The sequence below is a fragment of the Enterobacter sp. CP102 genome (assembly GCF_025152625.1).
Lineage (GTDB): Bacteria > Pseudomonadota > Gammaproteobacteria > Enterobacterales > Enterobacteriaceae > Enterobacter > Enterobacter soli.
On the sequence record NZ_CP104014.1, the window covers coordinates 2,553,718 to 2,574,159 of the forward strand.

At 51.9% G+C, this 20,442-nt stretch carries 21 protein-coding genes; 8 read left to right on the top strand and 13 right to left on the bottom strand.

What is annotated here, in order from left to right; all coding sequences use genetic code 11:
• Window positions 1-24 precede the first annotated feature (24 nt).
• The 8 genes from N1249_RS12065 to pspA form a co-directional block, all read right to left on the bottom strand.
• Window positions 25-2,517 carry a glycosyl hydrolase family 18 protein gene (locus N1249_RS12065; RefSeq protein WP_311202490.1) on the bottom strand — a complete coding sequence of 831 codons (2,493 nt, stop codon included), beginning with the start codon at window positions 2,515-2,517 and terminating at the stop codon, window positions 25-27.
• Between the two features lie 213 nt (window positions 2,518-2,730).
• The gene (gene tyrR / locus N1249_RS12070; RefSeq protein WP_259829564.1) at window positions 2,731-4,272 is read right to left on the bottom strand and encodes a transcriptional regulator TyrR; all 1,542 of its coding nucleotides are present in this window, start codon (window positions 4,270-4,272) and stop codon (window positions 2,731-2,733) included.
• A gap of 120 nt (window positions 4,273-4,392) precedes the next feature.
• Window positions 4,393-5,439 carry a YcjF family protein gene (locus tag N1249_RS12075; protein ID WP_259829566.1) on the bottom strand — a complete coding sequence of 349 codons (1,047 nt, stop codon included), beginning with the start codon at window positions 5,437-5,439 and terminating at the stop codon, window positions 4,393-4,395.
• A complete protein-coding gene (locus N1249_RS12080) occupies window positions 5,436-6,833 on the bottom strand; it encodes a YcjX family protein (RefSeq protein ID WP_259829568.1) in 1,398 nt (465 codons plus the stop codon). The genes N1249_RS12075 and N1249_RS12080 overlap by 4 nt, the downstream gene beginning before the upstream one ends.
• Window positions 6,834-6,948: 115 nt before the next feature.
• On the bottom strand, window positions 6,949-7,167 hold the full coding sequence (gene pspD / locus N1249_RS12085; RefSeq protein ID WP_014070474.1) for a phage shock protein PspD: 219 nt from the start codon (window positions 7,165-7,167) through the stop codon (window positions 6,949-6,951).
• A 12-nt stretch (window positions 7,168-7,179) separates the two neighbouring features.
• Window positions 7,180-7,539, bottom strand: a complete 360-nt coding sequence (gene pspC, locus N1249_RS12090) for an envelope stress response membrane protein PspC (RefSeq protein WP_259829570.1) — start codon at window positions 7,537-7,539, stop codon at window positions 7,180-7,182.
• Complete coding sequence (pspB, locus tag N1249_RS12095; RefSeq protein ID WP_259829571.1) at window positions 7,539-7,763, bottom strand: envelope stress response membrane protein PspB; 225 nt, start codon at window positions 7,761-7,763, stop codon at window positions 7,539-7,541. The genes pspC and pspB overlap by 1 nt, the downstream gene beginning before the upstream one ends.
• Window positions 7,764-7,817: 54 nt before the next feature.
• A complete protein-coding gene (pspA, locus tag N1249_RS12100) occupies window positions 7,818-8,486 on the bottom strand; it encodes a phage shock protein PspA (protein WP_014070477.1) in 669 nt (222 codons plus the stop codon).
• A 166-nt stretch (window positions 8,487-8,652) separates the two neighbouring features.
• Between pspA and pspF the strand changes: the two genes are divergently transcribed.
• The 6 genes from pspF to sapF all read left to right on the top strand — a co-directional run bounded on the left by pspF (window position 8,653) and on the right by sapF (window position 14,998).
• Window positions 8,653-9,630, top strand: coding sequence for a phage shock protein operon transcriptional activator (gene pspF, locus N1249_RS12105; RefSeq protein WP_259829572.1), 978 nt, complete (start codon window positions 8,653-8,655; stop codon window positions 9,628-9,630).
• An 88-nt stretch (window positions 9,631-9,718) separates the two neighbouring features.
• Window positions 9,719-11,359 carry an ABC transporter substrate-binding protein SapA gene (sapA, locus tag N1249_RS12110; protein ID WP_259829574.1) on the top strand — a complete coding sequence of 547 codons (1,641 nt, stop codon included), beginning with the start codon at window positions 9,719-9,721 and terminating at the stop codon, window positions 11,357-11,359.
• Entirely contained in the window at window positions 11,356-12,321 is a 966-nt protein-coding gene (gene sapB / locus N1249_RS12115) for a putrescine export ABC transporter permease SapB (protein WP_259829582.1), read from the top strand. The genes sapA and sapB overlap by 4 nt, the downstream gene beginning before the upstream one ends.
• Window positions 12,308-13,198, top strand: coding sequence for a putrescine export ABC transporter permease SapC (gene sapC, locus N1249_RS12120; RefSeq protein ID WP_259829584.1), 891 nt, complete (start codon window positions 12,308-12,310; stop codon window positions 13,196-13,198). The genes sapB and sapC overlap by 14 nt, the downstream gene beginning before the upstream one ends.
• Window positions 13,198-14,190, top strand: coding sequence for a putrescine export ABC transporter ATP-binding protein SapD (gene sapD, locus N1249_RS12125; protein WP_259829585.1), 993 nt, complete (start codon window positions 13,198-13,200; stop codon window positions 14,188-14,190). Before sapC ends, sapD begins: the two co-directional genes overlap by 1 nt.
• Window position 14,191: 1 nt before the next feature.
• Window positions 14,192-14,998: a putrescine export ABC transporter ATP-binding protein SapF gene (gene sapF / locus N1249_RS12130; protein ID WP_182061295.1), complete on the top strand. Its 807-nt coding sequence runs from the start codon at window positions 14,192-14,194 to the stop codon at window positions 14,996-14,998.
• A gap of 336 nt (window positions 14,999-15,334) precedes the next feature.
• Here sapF and N1249_RS12135 read toward each other — a convergent pair whose 3' ends face one another.
• The 5 genes from N1249_RS12135 to N1249_RS12155 all read right to left on the bottom strand — a co-directional run bounded on the left by N1249_RS12135 (window position 15,335) and on the right by N1249_RS12155 (window position 18,022).
• Window positions 15,335-15,862 carry a hypothetical protein gene (locus N1249_RS12135; RefSeq protein WP_259829586.1) on the bottom strand — a complete coding sequence of 176 codons (528 nt, stop codon included), beginning with the start codon at window positions 15,860-15,862 and terminating at the stop codon, window positions 15,335-15,337.
• Window positions 15,863-15,926: 64 nt separating this feature from the next.
• Window positions 15,927-16,082 (bottom strand): hypothetical protein, encoded by a 156-nt coding sequence (locus tag N1249_RS12140; protein WP_259829587.1) that lies wholly within the window; start codon window positions 16,080-16,082, stop codon window positions 15,927-15,929.
• Between the two features lie 266 nt (window positions 16,083-16,348).
• Complete coding sequence (locus N1249_RS12145; RefSeq protein WP_259829588.1) at window positions 16,349-16,672, bottom strand: hypothetical protein; 324 nt, start codon at window positions 16,670-16,672, stop codon at window positions 16,349-16,351.
• A 243-nt stretch (window positions 16,673-16,915) separates the two neighbouring features.
• The gene (locus N1249_RS12150; RefSeq protein WP_259829590.1) at window positions 16,916-17,164 is read right to left on the bottom strand and encodes a hypothetical protein; all 249 of its coding nucleotides are present in this window, start codon (window positions 17,162-17,164) and stop codon (window positions 16,916-16,918) included.
• A gap of 432 nt (window positions 17,165-17,596) precedes the next feature.
• Window positions 17,597-18,022: a hypothetical protein gene (locus N1249_RS12155; protein WP_259829591.1), complete on the bottom strand. Its 426-nt coding sequence runs from the start codon at window positions 18,020-18,022 to the stop codon at window positions 17,597-17,599.
• A gap of 462 nt (window positions 18,023-18,484) precedes the next feature.
• Here N1249_RS12155 and fabI point away from each other — a divergent pair, with 462 nt between their 5' ends.
• Both fabI and N1249_RS12165 read left to right on the top strand, forming a co-directional pair.
• Complete coding sequence (fabI, locus tag N1249_RS12160; RefSeq protein WP_014070484.1) at window positions 18,485-19,273, top strand: enoyl-ACP reductase FabI; 789 nt, start codon at window positions 18,485-18,487, stop codon at window positions 19,271-19,273.
• A 156-nt stretch (window positions 19,274-19,429) separates the two neighbouring features.
• Window positions 19,430-20,434 (top strand): CMD domain-containing protein, encoded by a 1,005-nt coding sequence (locus N1249_RS12165; protein ID WP_259829592.1) that lies wholly within the window; start codon window positions 19,430-19,432, stop codon window positions 20,432-20,434.
• Window positions 20,435-20,442: the final 8 nt, after the last annotated feature.

Sequence of the window (20,442 nt, forward strand, 5' to 3'; positions counted from 1 at the left end):
CTTTGGAAGTGAGGATTTTTTAACTTACCTGGATGCTTTTAACATCTCATCCGTTAAGGTAATCGAATCCAGCACGGTAAAGATTTTTGCACTTTCACTACTGCCATCAGCGGTAGCCGCATAAACTTTATCACCTGCTTTCAGTTTATTCACAGAGATGGTCTCAGAAGGCGACCAGTAACCCGTGTTCGGATACAGCAACGTGGAACAACTTTTGCCAGACTTCTTGAATTTCCCCTGGAACCAGGAGCCACAGAAATTGGTGGTTGTTTTTCCTTTCGTGTCGGTTGAATCGTAGTAAAAGTTAACGTACTCATACGTAATCATCAATGCAGATTTTGCATTAATCATATAGGACAACGAGCCATTTTTAACCGACGTTTCTGACGACACGATTTGCGAAGGGGTGCCCGTCGTCACATCTTCCAGCGTGTACTGATACGTTAATACAACGTTACCTTTCGCATCGGTGACTGTGACGTTATGCCCTTCGGTAATGTATCCGGACATTATGGGTAACTTAACCGTGGAATAGCCATCACCTGAATCCGTTACCGTCACCTGGTCGATCCCTTCGTTGCCATATTTACCGTAATAGTACGGCTCATCCACGGCATCCTTATTCCAGCCATCATGTTGCAATGTAACGGTATATTCTCCGCTCTCAATACTGGCGGTATTTTGCGTCCATTTTAATTCCGGATTATTTGTCGATTTATCAACATGGATGTCTTTAATTTCCGTCGTTCCTGATGCATCGTCGGTATGGGTAAACGGCGCAAACACGGCGCTGAAGGCATATTTCGCTGCCTGCGATTCCGTCAGACCACTGTGTTCCGGTGATACCTGTCCGGCGACACCCGGCTGGTCACGCATCATCGACCACATGCCAATCATACCCATGTCACGGTCTTTAGCGCCACCCATCACCAGATTCGCATCTGACAGGTAAAAAACTTCTCCCTGAACATCGTTGTAGCCATTCATTGGCGTGACACCCATCATGGCATTGATCTCATCATCACTCTTATCAGTGAAGATTGCCTTCAGCTGGCTGAACAAATTCTCAATGGCAGAGGTCGCACATTTACCGTGAATGTTCTGCCCTTCTGTCCCTTCGGACTGGCAGATACTGCTCCCGTAATCCATTGCCATTACGTTGACCCCTGCAAGGTTCACGCCTTTCTCTTTTGCATCATTGAGCACATAAAGCCCATCAGGGGTCAGCCCAGTCGGCAGTATGGGCAGCGTATACCAGATCCCGACGCTACGCCCTTCGGTTTTCCATTGATCCTGTACGACCTTAACAGCTTCGTTTCGACGATTAATAGAGTCATGATCGGCAACCCAGGTACCTTCGATATCGAAGTCCAGCACGTTCAGATTCAGGTTATCAACGATGTCATAATAGTGCTGCTGCAGGTCGGAGACGTTATTACAGGCAGCCGCCAGCGGTGAGTTATTGGCGCCACCAATCGACACCATCACATCGCCACCCGCTTCGCGCAATGCCTTAATCTTGCTGTACTGAGTGTAATCGTTGATGTTGTAAGCCGTGCCCCACGTTGGCAGACAGGTTTCGGCATCCTTCGCTACCACGAAGGCCATGGTGAAATGGGTGACCCCCTGATCTTTAGCAAGGCTTGCAAGATCCGGCAGAGAGTTCAGGGTAAAATCTACGTAAGGTGCGTAAACATGTGCCGGCCATGGAGAAGACGGTGTGCCAACCATCGCTTTGGTCCCTGACCAGTCAATATAGACTTTCCATGGATTGGTATCGGCAGGTGAGACTTTCTGGACTTTGGCCTGGGAAACGTAATTCGCACCGTTATAACGAATCAAGGTGCCGCTTTCATACAGCGTCGATGCATTAAATTCCGGCGCGTTGTTTAGCTGGTCCGTGGTATAGCTTACAACGGCACCCAGTGGTTTCCACGGCCGGCCATTCGTGCCGGATGGGTTCTGGTTATCGGGATTAGAAGGATCATCGCCAACGGTATAGAACAAAGCCTCATATTCCTGGCCGTCTTTCTGAGCTTTATCACCTTTGTTATAGACGGTTGTCGCTGACCACTGCGGCACTTCAGCATAGAGCTCCCACGGGTTACCTTCACCCGGCGTGAAGCCATACGCACTCTGGGCAACAGAGGTTTGCCAGGTCGCGCCATTGTAGCTGACGATGTCATTGGCGTTATATGAACTTGCGCTGTTGTAGTCAGGGTAGGTTACCGTGCCACCACCCGAATCACAGGTCGTCGGGTTGCCGTATTCGGAAATCTCTGCAGACGTGGCTGCACGTTCATAACGCCACGGATTGTTAGCTTCATCACCCGACGCGTTTCCCGGGCAGTCTGTTGCCCCTACCCACCAGGCGTTGGTGTATACGCCGCTGTCGTAGATCACTTCAAACGGACCAGTCCCCTCCTGGCCGCTCCATGCTTCAAGTGCAAACACGGGTGCGGCGGCGCACAACGCGCCCATACCAATTATAGCCTTGGTAAATATATTGAGTTTCATATAATTCCCTTTTATGTTAAGTGCAAGAAAATGCGGGTTAACTTTAAAAGGATCATCGAATTATAAATATCACTATACGATTTACAGCGGTTTATTTAAGAAAAACGCTCGAAGGTCAGACCAAAATAAATAATAAAATGAAATATAACCTCAGCACTAATAAATATTAAATATAAAAAGGCCAACCTCATTCTAAAGGTTGGCCTGAATGAATTATTCGTCGCCCTTTTTCTGATTTAAGCCATATTCACGCAGTTTATTCGCAATCGCGGTATGAGACACACCAAGACGCTTCGCCAGCTTACGTGTACTCGGATAACTACGATAAAGCTGCGTCAGCACCGAGCGCTCGAAACGGCTGGTAATATCGTCCAGCGAGCCTTCCATCGCCTCTTCCCCCACCGACACCGTCCCGGCATCGTAATCCGGTAATAAGATATCCTGCGGCCGCAGCTCGTACCCTTCCAGCTGAGTCAGCGCACGATAAACGGCGTTCTTGAGCTGGCGAATGTTACCCGGCCAGCCGTAACGCGTCAGCACTGTCCCCAGATCGGCAGACAATTTCGGGCGAGGCACACCCTGTTCATCGGCGAAGCGTGCCACAAACAGCTCGGTCAACGGCATGATGTCCTGAGGGCAATCCCGCAGCGGCGGAATATTGAGCGTCAGTACGTTCAGGCGATAGTAGAGATCCTCGCGGAACACCCCTTTCTGCACCAGCTCCACCAGGTTTTTCTGCGTGGCGCAAATCACGCGCACATCCACATGGACTTCATGATCTTCCCCTACGCGACGGAAAGTCCCGTCATTGAGGAAACGCAGCAGTTTAGCCTGCATCCGTGGCGACATTTCGCCGATCTCATCCAGCAGTACCGAGCCGCCATTTGCCTGCTCGAAGAAACCTTTTTTACCTTCAGGTGCATGGCCGAACAGCTCGCTCTCAACCGCATCTTCCGGAATTGAGGCGCAGTTCAGCGCCAGATACGGTTTTGCTGCCCGCGGGCTGGACAGATGCACGGCATGAGCCAGCAGGTCTTTCCCGGTTCCGGTATCGCCGGTGATCAGCAGCGGAGCTGTCAGATTGGCGAGCTTGCGCGCCTGATCGACCACATGGCGCATTTTCGGGCTGACGGCGATTATCTGGCTAAAGGCGCCAACATCCTGACTTGAGAGGTTTTGCAGCTGACGGCCCATCCGTACGGTAGAACGCAGCATGATCACCGCGCCGGTCAGCACGCGAGCATCATTTTCCCCTTTCAGGTACACAGGGGTGATCTCCATCAGGAAGTTCTGCCCGTGGATCACCACGTGTTCGCTGTTCGTGTTTTGCGGGTTGCTTTCCAGCCAGCGCTGGAAGTTAAAGCCGGGGATCAGCTGTGTTGCATGATGAGTGCTCAGCTTCTCCTGGCTCTGTGCAAAGAGCTGGCAGCTGGCCAGGTTTACACGTTCGACCTTACTTTTCAGATCCAGGGATAAGAACGGCTCTGGCATCGCTTCAAGCAGTGCGCTCAGCGCCAGGTGTTCACGCTCTGACGGCATCCACGGAATGGTTCTTACATCCGTAACGCCAGCGATACGGCGGATCTCAGCCATAAGACTGCTGAATGTATTGAATTCAATTTCGGCAAAGTTGAGGTAAATTCGCCCGATAGGATCGATCTCAATGCCACGCAGATCAATACTACGTAAAACAAGCAGATCGAGTAATTCGCGGGTCAGACCGAGTCGGTCTTCACAAAAGACTTCCAGACGCATGGGAAATTCACCATTTAAGCCAATAACATTAAAATAATATGTCAGAAAGCGGTGATCGGGAAGATGGCTGTCAACAAATATTGACAGCCTGATGGTTAATTAGACGATGATGTGAGCCAGTTACGCTTTTTTGCTCAGCGTATCTTTAAGCTGGCCAATTAACTCGCGGCGGAAATCACCCAACCGGGGTTTGTCGCCGTCTATCCACGGCAGAGGACGGCAGATTTCCATCGCTTTAATCCCCAGACGTGCCGTCAGTAAACCGGCGCCCAGCCCCTGCGCGGCTCTTGCCGACAAGCGCGCGGCCAGATCCTGAGACATCCAGTCCATACCGACTTCCCGCACCAGTTCGCTGGCGCCGGCAAAGGCAATATTCAGCAAAACCAGGCGGAATAAACGCAGGCGGCTGTAATACCCAAGCTCGATGCCATACAGCGTGGCGATACGGTTAATCAGGCGTAAATTACGCCAGGCAATAAACGCCATATCCACCAGCGCCAGCGGGCTGACGGCAATCATCAGTGTGGATTCAGCCGCCGACCGACTGATTTCCCGACGGGCCTGCGCATCCAGTACCGGTTGCACCATATGGGAATAGAGCGTCACCACTTCGCGATCGTTTTGCGTTTCATGGATAGCGGCGTACCAGCGCTGAAGCGCCGGATGTGACTGATCGATACCCGCCTGGCTTGCCAGTTTTTCACAAAATGCGCGCCCTTTACCGGTGGCATGGCTGTGCAGCAGATCCCGCGCCTCATCGCGTTCATGCGCCCGCTGACGCAGGCGCCACAGACGCCGCCACTCAGTCGCCAGCGAGCCGACGCCCGCGCCGATGATCAACGCTCCCGCCGCGCAGCCGCCCATCGCCACCCAGTCCTGGGTTTGCCAGGCATTAACCGCCCACTGGACGCCCTGCCCAACCACGCTGACACCAAACAGTGCCAGCCCGGCGGTCACCATTTTGCGCCACAGGCTGCGTTTAGGGCGCAGCGCGGATTCAACGACCGCTTCTGCCTGCCCTTCATCAGAAAGCGGCTCTTCCGACAGCACAGGCGCAAAATTATCGGCCTGCGATCCGCTGAATGTTTGCGCGGTCCTGAACGCGTCGAGCGGCTCTTTCTCAAGCTGGCCCGTAAAATCAATGCGCGGTTTTAACGGTTCCGTCATCGCAATTTATCTCCAATCAAAAATTCCAGCGCCGCATCAAGACGAATATGCGGTAATGGCTGGTCAACGTTCATTGCCTGTGGGCGGAACGCTTCAAACTGGAATCCCTGGTTTTGCCAGAACGCCTTCCCGGGCAAGCGTGCAGGCACCTCACCGGGATAGACCGTCAGCGGCTCGCCATCGCTCAAGCGGTTACCGCGCAGCGCCGGGATCTTCTCGCCATTCACGTCAATCAACCCGCTCTGGGTCGCCTGCACCGACGCAAGCCCCAGGCAGTCCATGCTGATCCCTTCAAACGCCGCGTTTTGCCACGCATCCTGCACCAGCTGCTGCAACAGCGACACCATATTGGCGTGCTGGTCGACAGTGACATGGTCGGCCTTGGTAGCGGCGAACAGCAGCTTGTCGATAACCGGTGAGAACAACCGGCGGAACAACGTGCGTTGCCCGTAATGGAAACTTTGCATCAACTGCGTCAGCGCCAGGCGCATATCGTTAAATGCCTGCGGCCCGCTATTAAGAGGCTGAAGACAATCCACCAGCACAATCTGGCGGTCGAAACGTAAAAAGTGATTTTTATAAAAACCTTTCACCACTTTTTCACAGTAGTAGTTGTAGCGCTCGCGCAGCATCCCGGCATTGGTGTGTTTATCTGCCTGCGCCAGTTTCGACTCCCCGCTTGCGTCGACGTCCGGCCACGGGAAAAACTGTAACGCCGGCGCACCTGCCAGATCGCCCGGCAGCACAAAACGCCCGGGCTGAATAAAATGCAGCCCTTCCTGCTTACACTGATGCAGATAGTCAGTCCAGGCTTCAGCAATTGCCGCCAGGCGGTTTTCATCCGCAGGTGCCAGAGGATCGAGCCCTTCGCACAGCTGTCGCCATTTCGCCGACCACTCCGCGCGGTGACCCTGTAACAAACCGGTCATTTGTCGTGACCAGCTCAGATAATCCTGAGCCAGCATGGGTAAATCCAGCAGCCACTCGCCCGGATAATCCACAATTTCGAGATACAGCGTGGAGGTATCCTTAAAGTGGCGCATCAGGGAATCATTAGAACGAAAACGCAGCGCGAGACGAATTTCACTGACCCCGCGCGTGGGCGTTGGCCAGGCAGGTGGGTCGCCGTACAGCTGCGCCAGCCCTTCATCATAGGTAAAACGCGGGATGCCAAAATCTCGCTGTGGAACACGCTTCACGCCCAGCAATCGTTCTTCCCGTACCGCACTGAGCAGCGGCAACCGTGCCCCCGCGTGCAGGTTAAGCAGCTGGTTGACCATCGCTGTGATAAAGGCCGTCTTGCCGCTGCGGCTGAGCCCTGTCACAGCAAGTCGCAAGTGGCGATCGACGCCACGGTTCACCAGTGAATTGAGTTCGTTTTTAAGTCGCTTCATCGCCATCCTTTTTGCCTGAAGGCGTTTGTATTCTTAAAAATATGACATGGGGACAAAATGAAAGGAATAAAACCTTAGAGCATAACGACACGCCAGTCAGCGTGCCGTTTGGAGATTATTTTAGTTTTCCCGAGAGCCGCCCGGCTAATTTTCTCAGCAACGGCTCCAGCGCCACGGCCAGTAACATTTTGACCGGCCTGCGGGCGACGGACTTCACCGCCCAGCCAGCCACACCTGCCGGGCCGTAACGTAAGGCGGTAAACAAAACCAGCTTCCCTGCTAACTTCAGACCGGGTTTCACCTTTTGCCCCGCCTGTTGCCAGGAGTGATTCATTCGTATTCTCTCTTAAAGCTGACGAAAACGGCTTCGTAACGTAAAGGTATCAGACGTGACATAGCGCTCCATCTCGCGTAACCGCTTCTCACCGGCAGCCAGTTGGGCATCCACCGCATTGAGCAAATCGTTGGTGGTTGGCGCATTTTCGCTCGCCAGTTCACCTTCCGGCATTGGGTCAAGCACAAACGATAAAATGATGTACGCCACCAGCGTAATAAACGCCAGACCAAAGAAAATCGACAGCACCGTGACCACACGCACCAGTTTCACCGGTACATCGAGATAATGCGCCAGCCCGGCACACACACCGCGAACCATGCCCTGCTGGGGGATCCGCCACAGTTTTTTATTCAGATTCAGCCCGGACATTAACGATCCCTCCAGTTTGGATGTTCCGCATCGAGGATCGCTTCCAGCGCCTGAATGCGTTCACCCATTTTGTTTGCTTCTGCGGAAAGCTGCACCAGACGCTGTTGTTCACTCTGGGAAAGCTCACCACGAGAAGAACGATTGCTGTAGTGCAGCCATAACCAGATCGGCAGAACGAACAGCACGAAAATCGTCAGGGGAATGGCCAGAAAAAGCGCGCTCATAGGTACTCCTTGTTTTACGATGCGTGGCGGCACACTCAGGTGCCGCCCCCATTATTATTGGTTGTCTTGCTTCATTTTGGCTTTAAGCGCAGCCAGTTGCTCGCTGATTTCGTCATCCGCTTTCAAATCTGCAAACTGCTGGTCCAGCGTCTTTTGTTTACCAATACCGTGGCTTTCGGCTTCCGCTTCCATCTGATCGATACGACGTTCGAAGGATTCAAAACGGGCCATGGCTTCATCCAGCTTGCCGCTGTCCAGCTGGCGACGCACATCGCGTGATGAACTGGCCGCCTGGTGGCGTAACGTCAGCGCCTGCTGGCGAGCACGGGTTTCGCTGAGCTTGTTCTCAAGCTCGCCGATCTCTTTCTTCATCCGCGTAAGCGTGTCGTCCACCAGTGTCGCTTCATGCTCAAGCGCAGTGATGAGATCGGCCAGTTTCTGCTTTTCAATCAGCGCGGCACGGGCCAGATCTTCTTTATCTTTGCGCAGCGCCAGCTCGGCTTTTTCCTGCCATTCATTGAGCTGCGCGGTGGCTTGCTCAATACGACGTGTCAGCTGTTTTTTCTCTGCCAGCGCACGCGCTGACGTTGAGCGGACTTCCACCAGCGTGTCTTCCATTTCCTGAATCATCAGGCGCACCAGCTTCTGCGGATCTTCCGCTTTCTCCAGCAGAGAGTTGATGTTGGCGTTCACGATGTCGGCAAAACGAGAAAAAATACCCATAATTCGATCCTCATAGTTCTGTTATCGGGCAATGCCCTGCTGAACAGATAATACAAAACTCATGCCAACTTTTTATCTTGTTGATTTACCTGATTCTGTTTGATTTTAAACCAACAACACTCTACTCTCACCTGGTGAATATCGCTAACGAGTGGTGAATTTAACTATGGCCGAATTTAAAGATAATCTCCTGGGTGAAGCGAATAGCTTTCTGGAGGTCCTGGAGCAGGTATCGCGCCTGGCGCCACTCAATAAACCGGTGCTCATCATCGGTGAGCGCGGAACCGGTAAAGAGCTTATCGCCAACCGCTTACACTTTTTATCCGGCCGCTGGGACGGCCCATTTATCTCCCTGAACTGCGCTGCGCTGAATGAAAACCTGCTGGATTCAGAGCTGTTCGGCCATGAGGCCGGGGCATTTACCGGTGCGCAAAAGCGCCATCCCGGTCGTTTTGAACGAGCTGATGGTGGCACACTGTTTCTGGATGAGCTGGCCACCGCGCCAATGTTAGTACAGGAAAAATTGCTGCGCGTGATTGAATACGGTGAACTGGAGCGCGTTGGCGGCAGCCAGCCGTTACAGGTCAACGTGCGTCTGGTTTGTGCCACCAATGCCGATCTGCCACAGATGGTTGCGCAGGACAAATTCCGCGCCGACCTGCTGGACAGGCTGGCGTTTGATGTTGTGCAGTTGCCGCCACTCCGTGAACGCCAAAGCGACATCATGTTGCTGGCTGAACAATTCGCCATACAGATGTGTCGTGAGCTTGGATTACCGCTGTTCCCCGGTTTTAGCGATTACGCCCGGGAAACGCTTCTGGGATACCACTGGCCGGGGAATATCCGTGAACTAAAAAACGTGGTGGAACGCTCTGTTTATCGTCATGGGAGCAGTGAAATGGAGCTGGATAACATTATTCTTGATCCTTTCCGGCGAGCGGAGCCGGCACACGTAACGCCCGCCATGAGCAACAATTCCCAGATGCTGCCGCTGGATCTGCGTCAGTTCCAGCATCATCAGGAACAACAACTGCTTGAACAGAGTCTGAAACAGGCAAAATATAACCAGAAACGAGCGGCTGAACTGCTGGGTCTGACCTACCATCAATTAAGGGCATTGCTCAAAAAGCATCAAATGCGCTGACAATATCAGCACTTACCCGCAGACATTTTTACGAAGCAGGCGTAAGTGCGATACACTTTGCAGATCGAACCTAAAAACCTTAAAAATTATGCGTCTGGTTTTATCGTCCCTGTTTGCGCTCGGTCTGTTCAGCAATACGGTCTTTGCTGCGCCTGAGCGTGCTGCGCTTCCTGATATTCGCGATAGCGGCTTTGTCTATTGTGTCAGCGGGCAAGTTGACACCTTTAACCCGCAAAAAGCGGGCAGCGGCCTGATCGTTGACACCCTTGCCGCACAGCTTTACGACCGCCTGCTGGATGTCGACCCGTATACCTATCGCCTGGTGCCGGAGCTGGCCGAGAGCTGGGAAGTGCTTGATAACGGCGCGACCTACCGCTTCCACCTGCGTGACGATGTCTCTTTCCAGCGCACGCCCTGGTTTACGCCAACCCGTAAACTGAATGCGGATGATGTGGTCTTTACCTTCCAGCGAATCTTTAACCGCAATCATCCGTGGCATAACGTGAATGGCGGGAGCTTCCCCTATTTCGACAGTTTGCAGTTTGCCGATACCGTCAAAAGCGTGCGTAAGCTCGACAACAGAACTGTTGAATTTAGCCTGACCCGCCCGGATGCCTCTTTCTTATGGCATCTGGCGACCCACTATGCCTCAGTGATGTCAGCAGAATACGCGGCGAAGCTGACCAGTCAGGATCGCCAGGAGCTGCTCGACAGGCAGCCCGTTGGCACTGGGCCTTTCCAGATGGCGGAGTACCGTTCTGGCCAGTACATTCGCCTGCAACGTCACGAACACTTCTGGCGCGGCACACCGCTGATGCCGCAGGTGGTGGTGGATCTCGGCTCTGGCGGTACTGGCCGACTCTCTAAACTGCTGACCGGTGAGTGCGACGTGCTCGCCTGGCCTGCCGCCAGCCAGTTAACCATTCTGCGTGACGACCCGCGTTTACGTCTGACCCTGCGTCCGGGCATGAATATCGCCTATCTGGCATTTAATACGGATAAACCACCGCTCAACAACCCGGCCGTGCGTCACGCGCTGGCCTTAGCGATTAACAACCAGCGCCTGATGCAGTCGATTTACTACGGGACAGCAGAAACCGCGGCCTCTATTTTACCGCGCGCCTCCTGGGCCTATGACGGCGAAGCTAAAATTACGGAATACAATCCGGCAAAAGCGCGTGAACAGCTAAAAGCGCTGGGTGTAGAAAACCTGACGCTCCAGCTCTGGGTACCGACCAGTTCGCAAGCCTGGAACCCAAGCCCGCTGAAAACCGCTGAACTGCTGCAGGCCGATATGGCTCAGGTGGGTGTCAAAGTGGTGATCGTGCCGGTTGAGGGACGTTTCCAGGAGGCGCGTCTGATGGACATGAACCATGATTTAACGCTGGCAGGCTGGGCGACCGACAGTAATGACCCGGACAGCTTTTTCCGCCCGCTCCTGAGCTGTGCGGCGATTAACTCGCAAACCAACTATGCCCACTGGTGTAACCGGGAATTTGATGCCGTGCTGCAAAAAGCCCTCGCCTCACAACAGCTGGCCTCCCGTATCGACGCCTACGATGAAGCGCAAAACATTCTGGCAAAAGAACTGCCGGTGTTGCCGCTCGCCTCGTCCCTGCGCCTTCAGGCCTATCGCTATGACATCAAAGGGCTGGTGCTGAGTCCGTTTGGTAACGCCTCCTTTGCGGGCGTCTCGCGTGAAAAAGAACAAGAGGTGAAAAAACCGTGATTATTTTTACCTTGCGTCGCCTGTTACTGCTGCTGGTAACTCTGTTCTTCCTGACCTTTGTGGGCTTTAGCCTGAGCTATTTCACGCCGCACGCGCCGCTTCAGGGTTCGTCGCTGTGGGATGCCTGGCTGTTCTGGTTTAACGGCGTGCTGCACTGGGACTTTGGCGTGTCCAGCATCAACGGGCAGCTGATTTCCGAACAGCTGAAAGAGGTTTTCCCGGCCACCATGGAGCTGTGTATTCTGGCCTTCGGATTTGCTCTACTGGTCGGTATTCCGGTGGGGATGCTGGCGGGGATTTATCGCAATAAATGGCAGGACAAATTTATCAGTGCCCTCGCTCTGCTCGGCTTCTCGATCCCTATCTTCTGGCTGGCGCTACTATTAACCCTGTTCTTCTCGCTGACCCTGGGCTGGCTACCAGTGTCCGGTCGTTTCGACCTGCTGTATACGGTAAAAACGGTGACCGGGTTTGCGCTTATTGACGCCTGGCTTTCAGATTCGGTCTGGCGCCATGAAATGATCATCAGTGCCCTGCGCCATATGGTGTTGCCAGTGTTGACGCTGGCCGTTGCGCCCACAACCGAAGTGATCCGCCTGATGCGTATCAGTACCATCGAGGTGTTTGATCAAAACTACGTAAAAGCGGCGGCCACACGCGGGCTGTCCCGGCTGACGATCCTGCGCCGTCACGTACTGCACAACGCCCTGCCGCCGGTTATCCCGCGTCTTGGGCTGCAATTTTCAACCATGCTGACCCTGGCGATGATCACGGAAATGGTCTTTAGCTGGCCTGGGCTTGGTCGCTGGCTGATTAACGCCATTCGTCAGCAAGACTATGCGGCGATTTCAGCTGGGGTCATGGTGATTGGCTCGCTGGTCATCATCGTTAACGTGATTTCCGATATTTTGGGTGCTATGGCTAACCCACTGAAGCATAAGGAATGGTATGCCTTACGATAACGTATACAGCGAAAAACGCACACCTGGTGTGCTGCGTACCGTGTGGCGTAAATTCTATGGTGACACTACGGCGATGATTGGCCTGTATGGCTGTGGTGCACTGGCGGTGTTGTGCATTTTTGGTTCGTGGTTTGCACCTTACGGGATCGACCAGCAGTTTCTCGGTTATCAGCTTTTACCGCCTTCCTGGTCACGTTATGGTGAAGTGTCCTTCTTTTTAGGCACTGACGATCTGGGCCGCGATGTCTTAAGCCGCCTGCTGAGCGGTGCCGCGCCAACAGTGGGTGGTGCGTTTGTGGTTACGCTGGCTGCCACCATTTGTGGCCTGGCGCTGGGGATTTTTGCCGGTTCAACCCACGGCCTGCGTTCCGCCGTGATGAATCACATTCTGGATACGCTGCTCTCTATTCCTTCCTTGCTGCTGGCCATTATTGTCGTGGCCTTTGCTGGCCCGCATCTGTCGCACGCGATGTTCGCCGTCTGGCTGGCAATCCTTCCGCGTCTGGTGCGGTCGGTCTATAGCATGGTTCATGACGAGCTGGAAAAAGAGTATGTGGTTGCCGCACGTCTGGACGGCGCCACCACGTTCAATATCCTGTGGTTTGCCGTGCTGCCAAACATTGCGTCCGGGCTGGTCACCGAGATCACCCGTGCCCTGTCGATGGCGATTCTGGATATCGCCGCGCTGGGTTTCCTCGATCTTGGCGCTCAGCTTCCGTCTCCTGAATGGGGTGCAATGCTGGGCGACGCGCTGGAACTTATCTATGTCGCTCCCTGGACCGTTATGCTGCCCGGGGCCGCGATCATGGTCAGCGTGTTGCTGATCAACCTGCTTGGGGATGGTATTCGCCGGGCAATTAATGCGGGAGTGCAATAATGCCGTTACTCGATATCCGCAACCTGACGATTGAATTCAAGACCGGTGAAGGCTGGGTGAAAGCCGTTGACCGCATCAGCATCACGCTTGCAGAGGGTGAAATCCGCGGGCTGGTGGGTGAATCCGGTTCCGGTAAAAGCCTGATTGCGAAGGCCATCTGTGGTGTGGCGAAAGACAACTGGCGCGTGACCGCTGACCGTATGCGTTTTGATGATATTGACCTGCTGCGCCTTTCTCCGCGTGAACGCCGCAAGCTGGTGGGTCATAACGTGTCGATGATTTTTCAGGAGCCGCAATCCTGTCTTGATCCTTCCGAGCGCGTGGGTAAACAGCTGATGCAGAACATCCCCGGCTGGACGTATAAAGGCCACTGGTGGCAACGCGTTGGCTGGCGCAAGCGTCGTGCCATCGAGCTGCTGCACCGGGTTGGTATCAAAGATCATAAAGACGCGATGCGCAGTTTCCCTTACGAACTGACCGACGGCGAATGCCAGAAAGTGATGATTGCCATCGCGCTGGCGAACCAGCCGCGTCTGCTGATTGCCGATGAACCAACAAACGCGATGGAGCCGACCACTCAGGCACAGATTTTCCGCCTGCTGACGCGTCTTAATCAGAACAACAACACCACCATTTTGCTGATCAGCCATGACCTGCAAATGCTGAGCAAATGGGCTGATAAAATTGATGTGATGTACTGCGGCCAGACGGTAGAAACGGCCGTCAGCGAAGAGCTGGTGAACACCCCGCATCATCCTTATACTCAGGCGCTGATCCGCGCGATACCTGATTTTGGCAGCGCCATGCCGCACAAAAGCCGTCTGAATACCTTGCCTGGGGCCATTCCGTTGCTGGAATCCCTCCCTATTGGCTGTCGTCTTGGCCCGCGCTGCCCTTACGCCCAGCGCAAATGCATTGAAACGCCACGGCTGTCGGGCGCTAAAAACCATCTTTATGCCTGTCATTTCCCATTGAACATGGAGAGAGAGTGAAATGGTCGAAACTTTGCTGGAAGTTCGCAACCTGAGTAAGACCTTTCGCTACCGGACGGGGTTATTTCATCGCCAGACCGTAGAAGCGGTTAAACCCCTGAGCTTTACGCTGCGCGAAAAACAGACACTGGCCATTATCGGCGAGAACGGCTCCGGGAAATCCACGCTCGCGAAAATGCTCGCCGGCATGGTTGAACCTACCGCAGGTGAAGTGCTGATTGACGATCATCCGCTGGAATTTGGTGATTACTCGTTTCGCAGTCAACGCATCCGTATGATTTTTCAGGATCCGTCGACATCCCTCAACCCGCGCCAGCGCATTTCGCAGATTCTGGACTTCCCGTTGAGATTAAATACGGAGCTGGAGCCAGAAGAGCGCCGCAAGCGGATTATCGAAACCCTGCGCATGGTTGGCCTGCTGCCTGACCACGAGAGTTATTACCCGCATATGCTGGCCCCGGGGCAGAAGCAGCGTCTGGGTCTGGCGCGCGCGTTAATTTTGCGCCCGAAGGTGATTATCGCCGACGAAGCGCTGGCTTCGCTGGATATGTCGATGCGTTCGCAGTTAATTAACCTGATGCTGGAATTGCAGGAAAAACAGGGTATCTCTTATATCTATGTGACCCAACATCTTGGCATGATGAAGCACATTAGTGACCAGGTACTGGTGATGCATCAGGGTGAAGTGGTCGAACGCGGAAGCACCGCGGATGTGATGGCTTCCCCGCTTCATGAGCTGACGAAAAGACTGATTGCCGGGCATTTTGGTGAAGCATTAACCGCCGATGCATGGCGAAAAGACCGTTAACCGCACGTCAAAGCGTGGTCGGATTAAATAGGTTTAGAAAATTATTTAGTCCTTTTATATTAGTGGGTTGGCATTGGTCTTTGCATAAAAAACGTACAGTTTAATGCAATAAAACCAGACAACCCACCTGATATAAATCAGTGACGTAATCGTTCCGAGGGACTAAAACCTTATCCACAGTTTCTGATCTTATTCCTGACTTATATTTATGATTTCTTCTTCAGGTTTAAGGCATGGCAAGATCGTAGCTGCAATTTTGGTCAGAATCTGCCGCTTGACCGGTTTTAGAAAACAAAAACCCGCCAGGGCGGGTTCATATTATTTAGAAGTGTTAACTCAGTGTTCTTTTATAAAATATGTTGCCGCGTACGATTTATCGTTATCCTTCATAAACTGGTTTGTTGCATCTGAAATTGATTTATATACAACAGTATCTTTATCGAAGTTAATTGTTTTTTTATCCAGTATCAAATCATACGAAGGAATATTTTCAGTCATATACATTGTATGGGACTGTAAAGTTAATGAGTAAGGCACCTTAAAGGTTAATGAATCCTTAGTAATTTGTTTATCTTCTGCTTTGCCTTTATTGTATTCATCAAGAAGCGACTGGATTTTCTCATCAATACTGCTTTGGTAAGAACCACGAGGTAAGTTTTTTAACGAGAACACTTGAGACTTATCATCTATGAATCTAAGTTCCACATCAACTACTCCCTGCTCGCTGTACACTTCACCCAGATTAACATGGCCACTATCTGTTTTGACTACATTTTGCTTTTTGAAATCAATGTTCCCGGACATCATTGCCGCAGATACAACAGTCGCGACGCTAATGATCGCACTTGCCACAACTACTTTCATTTATGCATCCTTCGCTTCTAATAAAAAATATTAATACCACTATTTATTCATTATAACCTTTCCTTTATGGAAAAAAACCGATAATTTCTGCACCTCCACTTTGATTTTCAGATGTTGGCAGGTCATAAAACGAGTTTGGTGCGCTATCAACGAATGCATTCAAACATGCAGTTGCAACCGCCATATAAGCTTCTTTTTCTTCATCGTTTAAATTTTTCAAAATTCACCTCTTACGGAAGAGTTAGCAGAATTATCCGTGATGCCGATAAATACAGGTGTTATCACACACACTCGCAAATCGTCCCTATCATACCAGCAACAATCAAGCAATTGTCGGGTCAATACTCCTGCTCAAGTAGTAGCATCTTCAACTTTCCCCTCTGGTGGATTGGCGGGTTGTCGTATCAACGATAGAGGATCTTTCAGTGTTTATCCCTTTCAAAAAAACTATCCATAACGATGAGGGATTTTTGCTTTCCCTCAGCGCTAGTTTTCACTCTCAAGCAGAGTGATCCTGTAAGAATATGGGGCAACTTTGACAAGTTTAAGTAAATCTCCGTTTTTAACATTAAAATCGTCCAGGAATTTCGTTACAACAAACTTAGACCTGCTGCGGAAAATTTTTTTAGTAAAATCAATGTCATCCTCAATTACAGGGCAATTACCATACTGGACTTTGGCCAATTGTTTTGCCCGCTGTTGTTTACTGCTTCCACCCTGTATAGCAGGCTCAAATAAGTCCATAACTTCAGTAAGTAAAATGTACGTTCTTTCTTTATTGGTACTTAATGGGAATATGCGGACTTGCATAGTAGCCTCCTGTAAATTACACGCTACTATTTTTCCAACCGAACTTAGGCTTTTCAACAAAATAAATCAATATAAAATCAATTGGTTACACTTAGGAATTATAAACCGCCAATTTTCTTCTTTAACTTGCATCGTCTCACTCTTCTAATCCTTCGGCAGTATCGCCACGGGTTTAACAGACACCTCAATGGAAGGATGCCATCCTCTGTAGCGATCAGAGACGTTAGGCCACCATTTTTGGATTTATAAGCTGTCACGAATCTCCTCGGCATTAAGCGATTTGAAATTCAGCCACTCTCGCCAAACATTTTCATGGTCAATATCCTCATAACCACGTTCAACCGCCATACTTTCTGCGACATCATCAGGAAGGTTAATTCCCGTCGCTTCATCCCGAATAGACTCTACTTCTTGCTGGGTTAGTGCACGACCTGTTTCTCGTTCTTTTGCAACCAGGATAGCTACCAATGCGGGGATAAAAACAATCGTCATTTTTTGTTGGCCTCCGATTTTCGACGGGATTCAATCATATGAACATAGAACGTGTGAAACTCTTCATTCTGGCTGACAATAAGTTCTGGAGGTAATGACTTCCTCTCCTTATCCCATTGAGCAAGTACGTCCTGACACTTATCGTACGCCTCATCAACAATTTCTATGGCTGGCCTATCTGTGTTGATATACGGGATCGTATATTTATTGAGACATACAGCAATCGGAGGACCATAACTGTACTCTTCAGCTAAAAGAGGAGAAGCGAACACAACAAAAACCATTACTATCCATCTCATATCTGAAAAACCTTTTCCATTCCGATGTTATGCAGACCGCTACTCTTCAGGCAGTGTCACGCTATAGGCCATCAGGTTAACGTTAATCTTGCCTGTTCTTTCTGGCTCTTTGCAGTGATGTTCCACCTTGACATTAATCAGCGGTTTTCCCACGCCAGCGTTTGTTACTTTCAGAGATACGATCTGTTTCTACGGACTCAACTTCACCCTCGGAAAATCTTGTTGCATTAGCTTTAGCCATTGCTTTCCGGGCATCTTCTTCCGCCTTACTGAAGTCTACTTTCTTTCTTCCCCTAAAATTGTTAACGCGAATTTTGGACGAGGTTTGTGTTTGATGCTTGCTAATCCGCAACTGTGCTGCCAAATGGGCCTTTGCCTCGGTTCGGTTAGCAGGCTTCGTCTTGACCAGTTCAAGATCTAATTGGTGCTGCTGCTCAGCATTTGGCTTCTTTGGCTTCATGGTGTCACTCTCAAACAAAGTCCGTTTATCATAGGATAAATGGCCCAAAGGGCCTTGAATAATATCTATGCCAAATCTCTTTGCCCTGGCATCCATCATTTCACCCCAGGAGATAAAAACCGGTGCGAAGGTGGCAATCCCCTTATCCCCTCTGGTTGGATGAGGCGAACCTGGTGCCCGGTGATATACTGGAGCAATGCCGGAGGATATCAAGAGGTGGATTCATTATCTCCTCTGCTCGCAAAACGAGGCTCCCGGCAGCGAATATTACGACTCACTTTGCCAGCGCCAGAAGTGCTACTGGGCTGACCTGGGTAAATGACCCGCCCCCTTTCATGAGCTGCATGGTTTGTCTGCGCGACGACATGAGAAACAACACGATGATGAGTTCGCTCAACACCTTCTGGGACATAAGTCACGGGAAATGAGCGAGAAATATCGTGACACAAGGGGCAGTGAGTGGGATATAATTTCGAGCTAATTTCGAATGATTTTGAAATACTGCCTGTAATGCTATGATTTACAAGGCAAAAACAAGCAATGAATATAAGGATTAAAGCTATGGGTTTTCTTTCCGGTAAGCGCATTCTGGTGACCGGCGTTGCCAGCAAACTGTCCATCGCATACGGCATCGCACAGGCTATGCATCGCGAAGGCGCTGAGCTGGCGTTCACCTACCAGAACGACAAGCTGAAAGGCCGTGTTGAAGAGTTTGCCGCGCAGCTGGGTTCCAGCATTGTTCTGGAATGTGACGTTGCACAAGATGAAAGCATCGATGGCATGTTCGCTGAACTGGCAAAAACGTGGGAGAAATTCGACGGTTTCGTTCACTCCATCGGCTTCGCTCCTGGAGACCAGCTGGACGGCGACTACGTGAACGCGGTTACCCGTGAAGGCTTCAAAATCGCTCACGACATCAGCTCTTACAGCTTCGTGGCGATGGCTAAATCTTGCCGCACCATGCTGAACCCGGGCGCTGCGCTGCTGACCCTGTCCTACCTGGGCGCAGAGCGTGCAATCCCTAACTACAACGTTATGGGTCTGGCTAAAGCCTCTCTGGAAGCAAACGTGCGCTACATGGCGAACGCAATGGGTCCAGAAGGTGTGCGTGTTAACGGTATCTCTGCTGGCCCAATCCGCACCCTGGCGGCGTCTGGCATCAAAGACTTCCGTAAAATGCTGGCACACTGCGAAGCGGTTACCCCGATTCGCCGTACTGTTACCATTGAAGATGTGGGTAACTCCGCAGCATTCCTGTGCTCTGACCTTTCCGCGGGTATCTCCGGAGAAGTGGTTCACGTTGACGGCGGCTTCAACATCGCTGCAATGAACGAGCTGGAAATCAAATAAGTTGTCACTCTCTTCCCGCACGGGAAGAGAGTTTTCCCTCCCCCTGCAAGCCCTTTCGTTATTCCGTTCTGCTATTTGTTATCACCTAACAATATTTTTCCCCTCATCCGCCTTACGCCAGGATATTGATCGCCATTTTGAGATCAAGGAACGCCCATGGAACAACGCCGCTTTTCTGGCAAAGGCCACTGGTATCATGAAACCCAGTCAAATCATTCGCAGACGGATGTTCTGCCTCTGGTACCCGAAGCCGCTTACGTTGACGATCGTTTTTTGCTCGATTTAGCCCTTCCCGAAGAGATTGTCGCCGGATGCGAAAGCTGGCTGGCCCCTGCCAGAGCGCTCTGTCACCAGCTGTTTCCGCTCAATGTTGCTGTGAGCCGTCTGCGAACACTCAGCGCGTACGACAGGCTGAGCACCGCGTTGACCGTTGCTCAGGCGTGCGGCGTTCAACGGCTCTGTAACCACTACGCTGCTCTGCTCGCCCCGCTTCCCGGCCCGGATTCATCACGAGAAAGTAATCGCCGCCTCGCCCAAATTACCCAGTATGCCCGCCAGCTTGCCAGCTCTCCTGACGTTATCGACGATAAAGCACAGCAACAACTCGATGAAGTGGGCATGACAACCTACGACATTGTGCTGATCAGTCAGATTATCGGGTTCACTGGGTTCCAGGCGCGCGTGGTGGCAGCGTTTCAGGCCTTCCTGGGGCATCCCGTACGCTGGCTCCCGGGGCATCATATCCAGCCTCATGCACTCATCAGTGACACGCACAGGGTTCCGGGGGAATGGGAATCCATCCTGCCCGTTGTCGAATTGCGCTATGCCAGTGCTCAGCAGCTTGAATTGCTCGCCCGCTGGCAGGCACAACCTGAACTCCAGGCGCTGACGCCGGTGCTGTGTCACGAGCCAGCCCTGCTTGCCCTGACCGGGGAGATCCTGACCGGCGGTATTCGTTCGTCTGCCGATGATGCATCCTCTGTAGAAATGGCTGACGCAATAGCATTGCTCAACGCCTCCCCGGACCGGTTCAGCGCCGCGCAATTTACGCCTCTGACCCAGAGTGGCCTGAGCGAGGTACAGGCAATTAATCTGCTCTCCTGGAGTGCATTTAACGGCTGGCTTGGCCGTCTTGGCATTGCCCTCGGCAAAGGGGAATAACCATACTA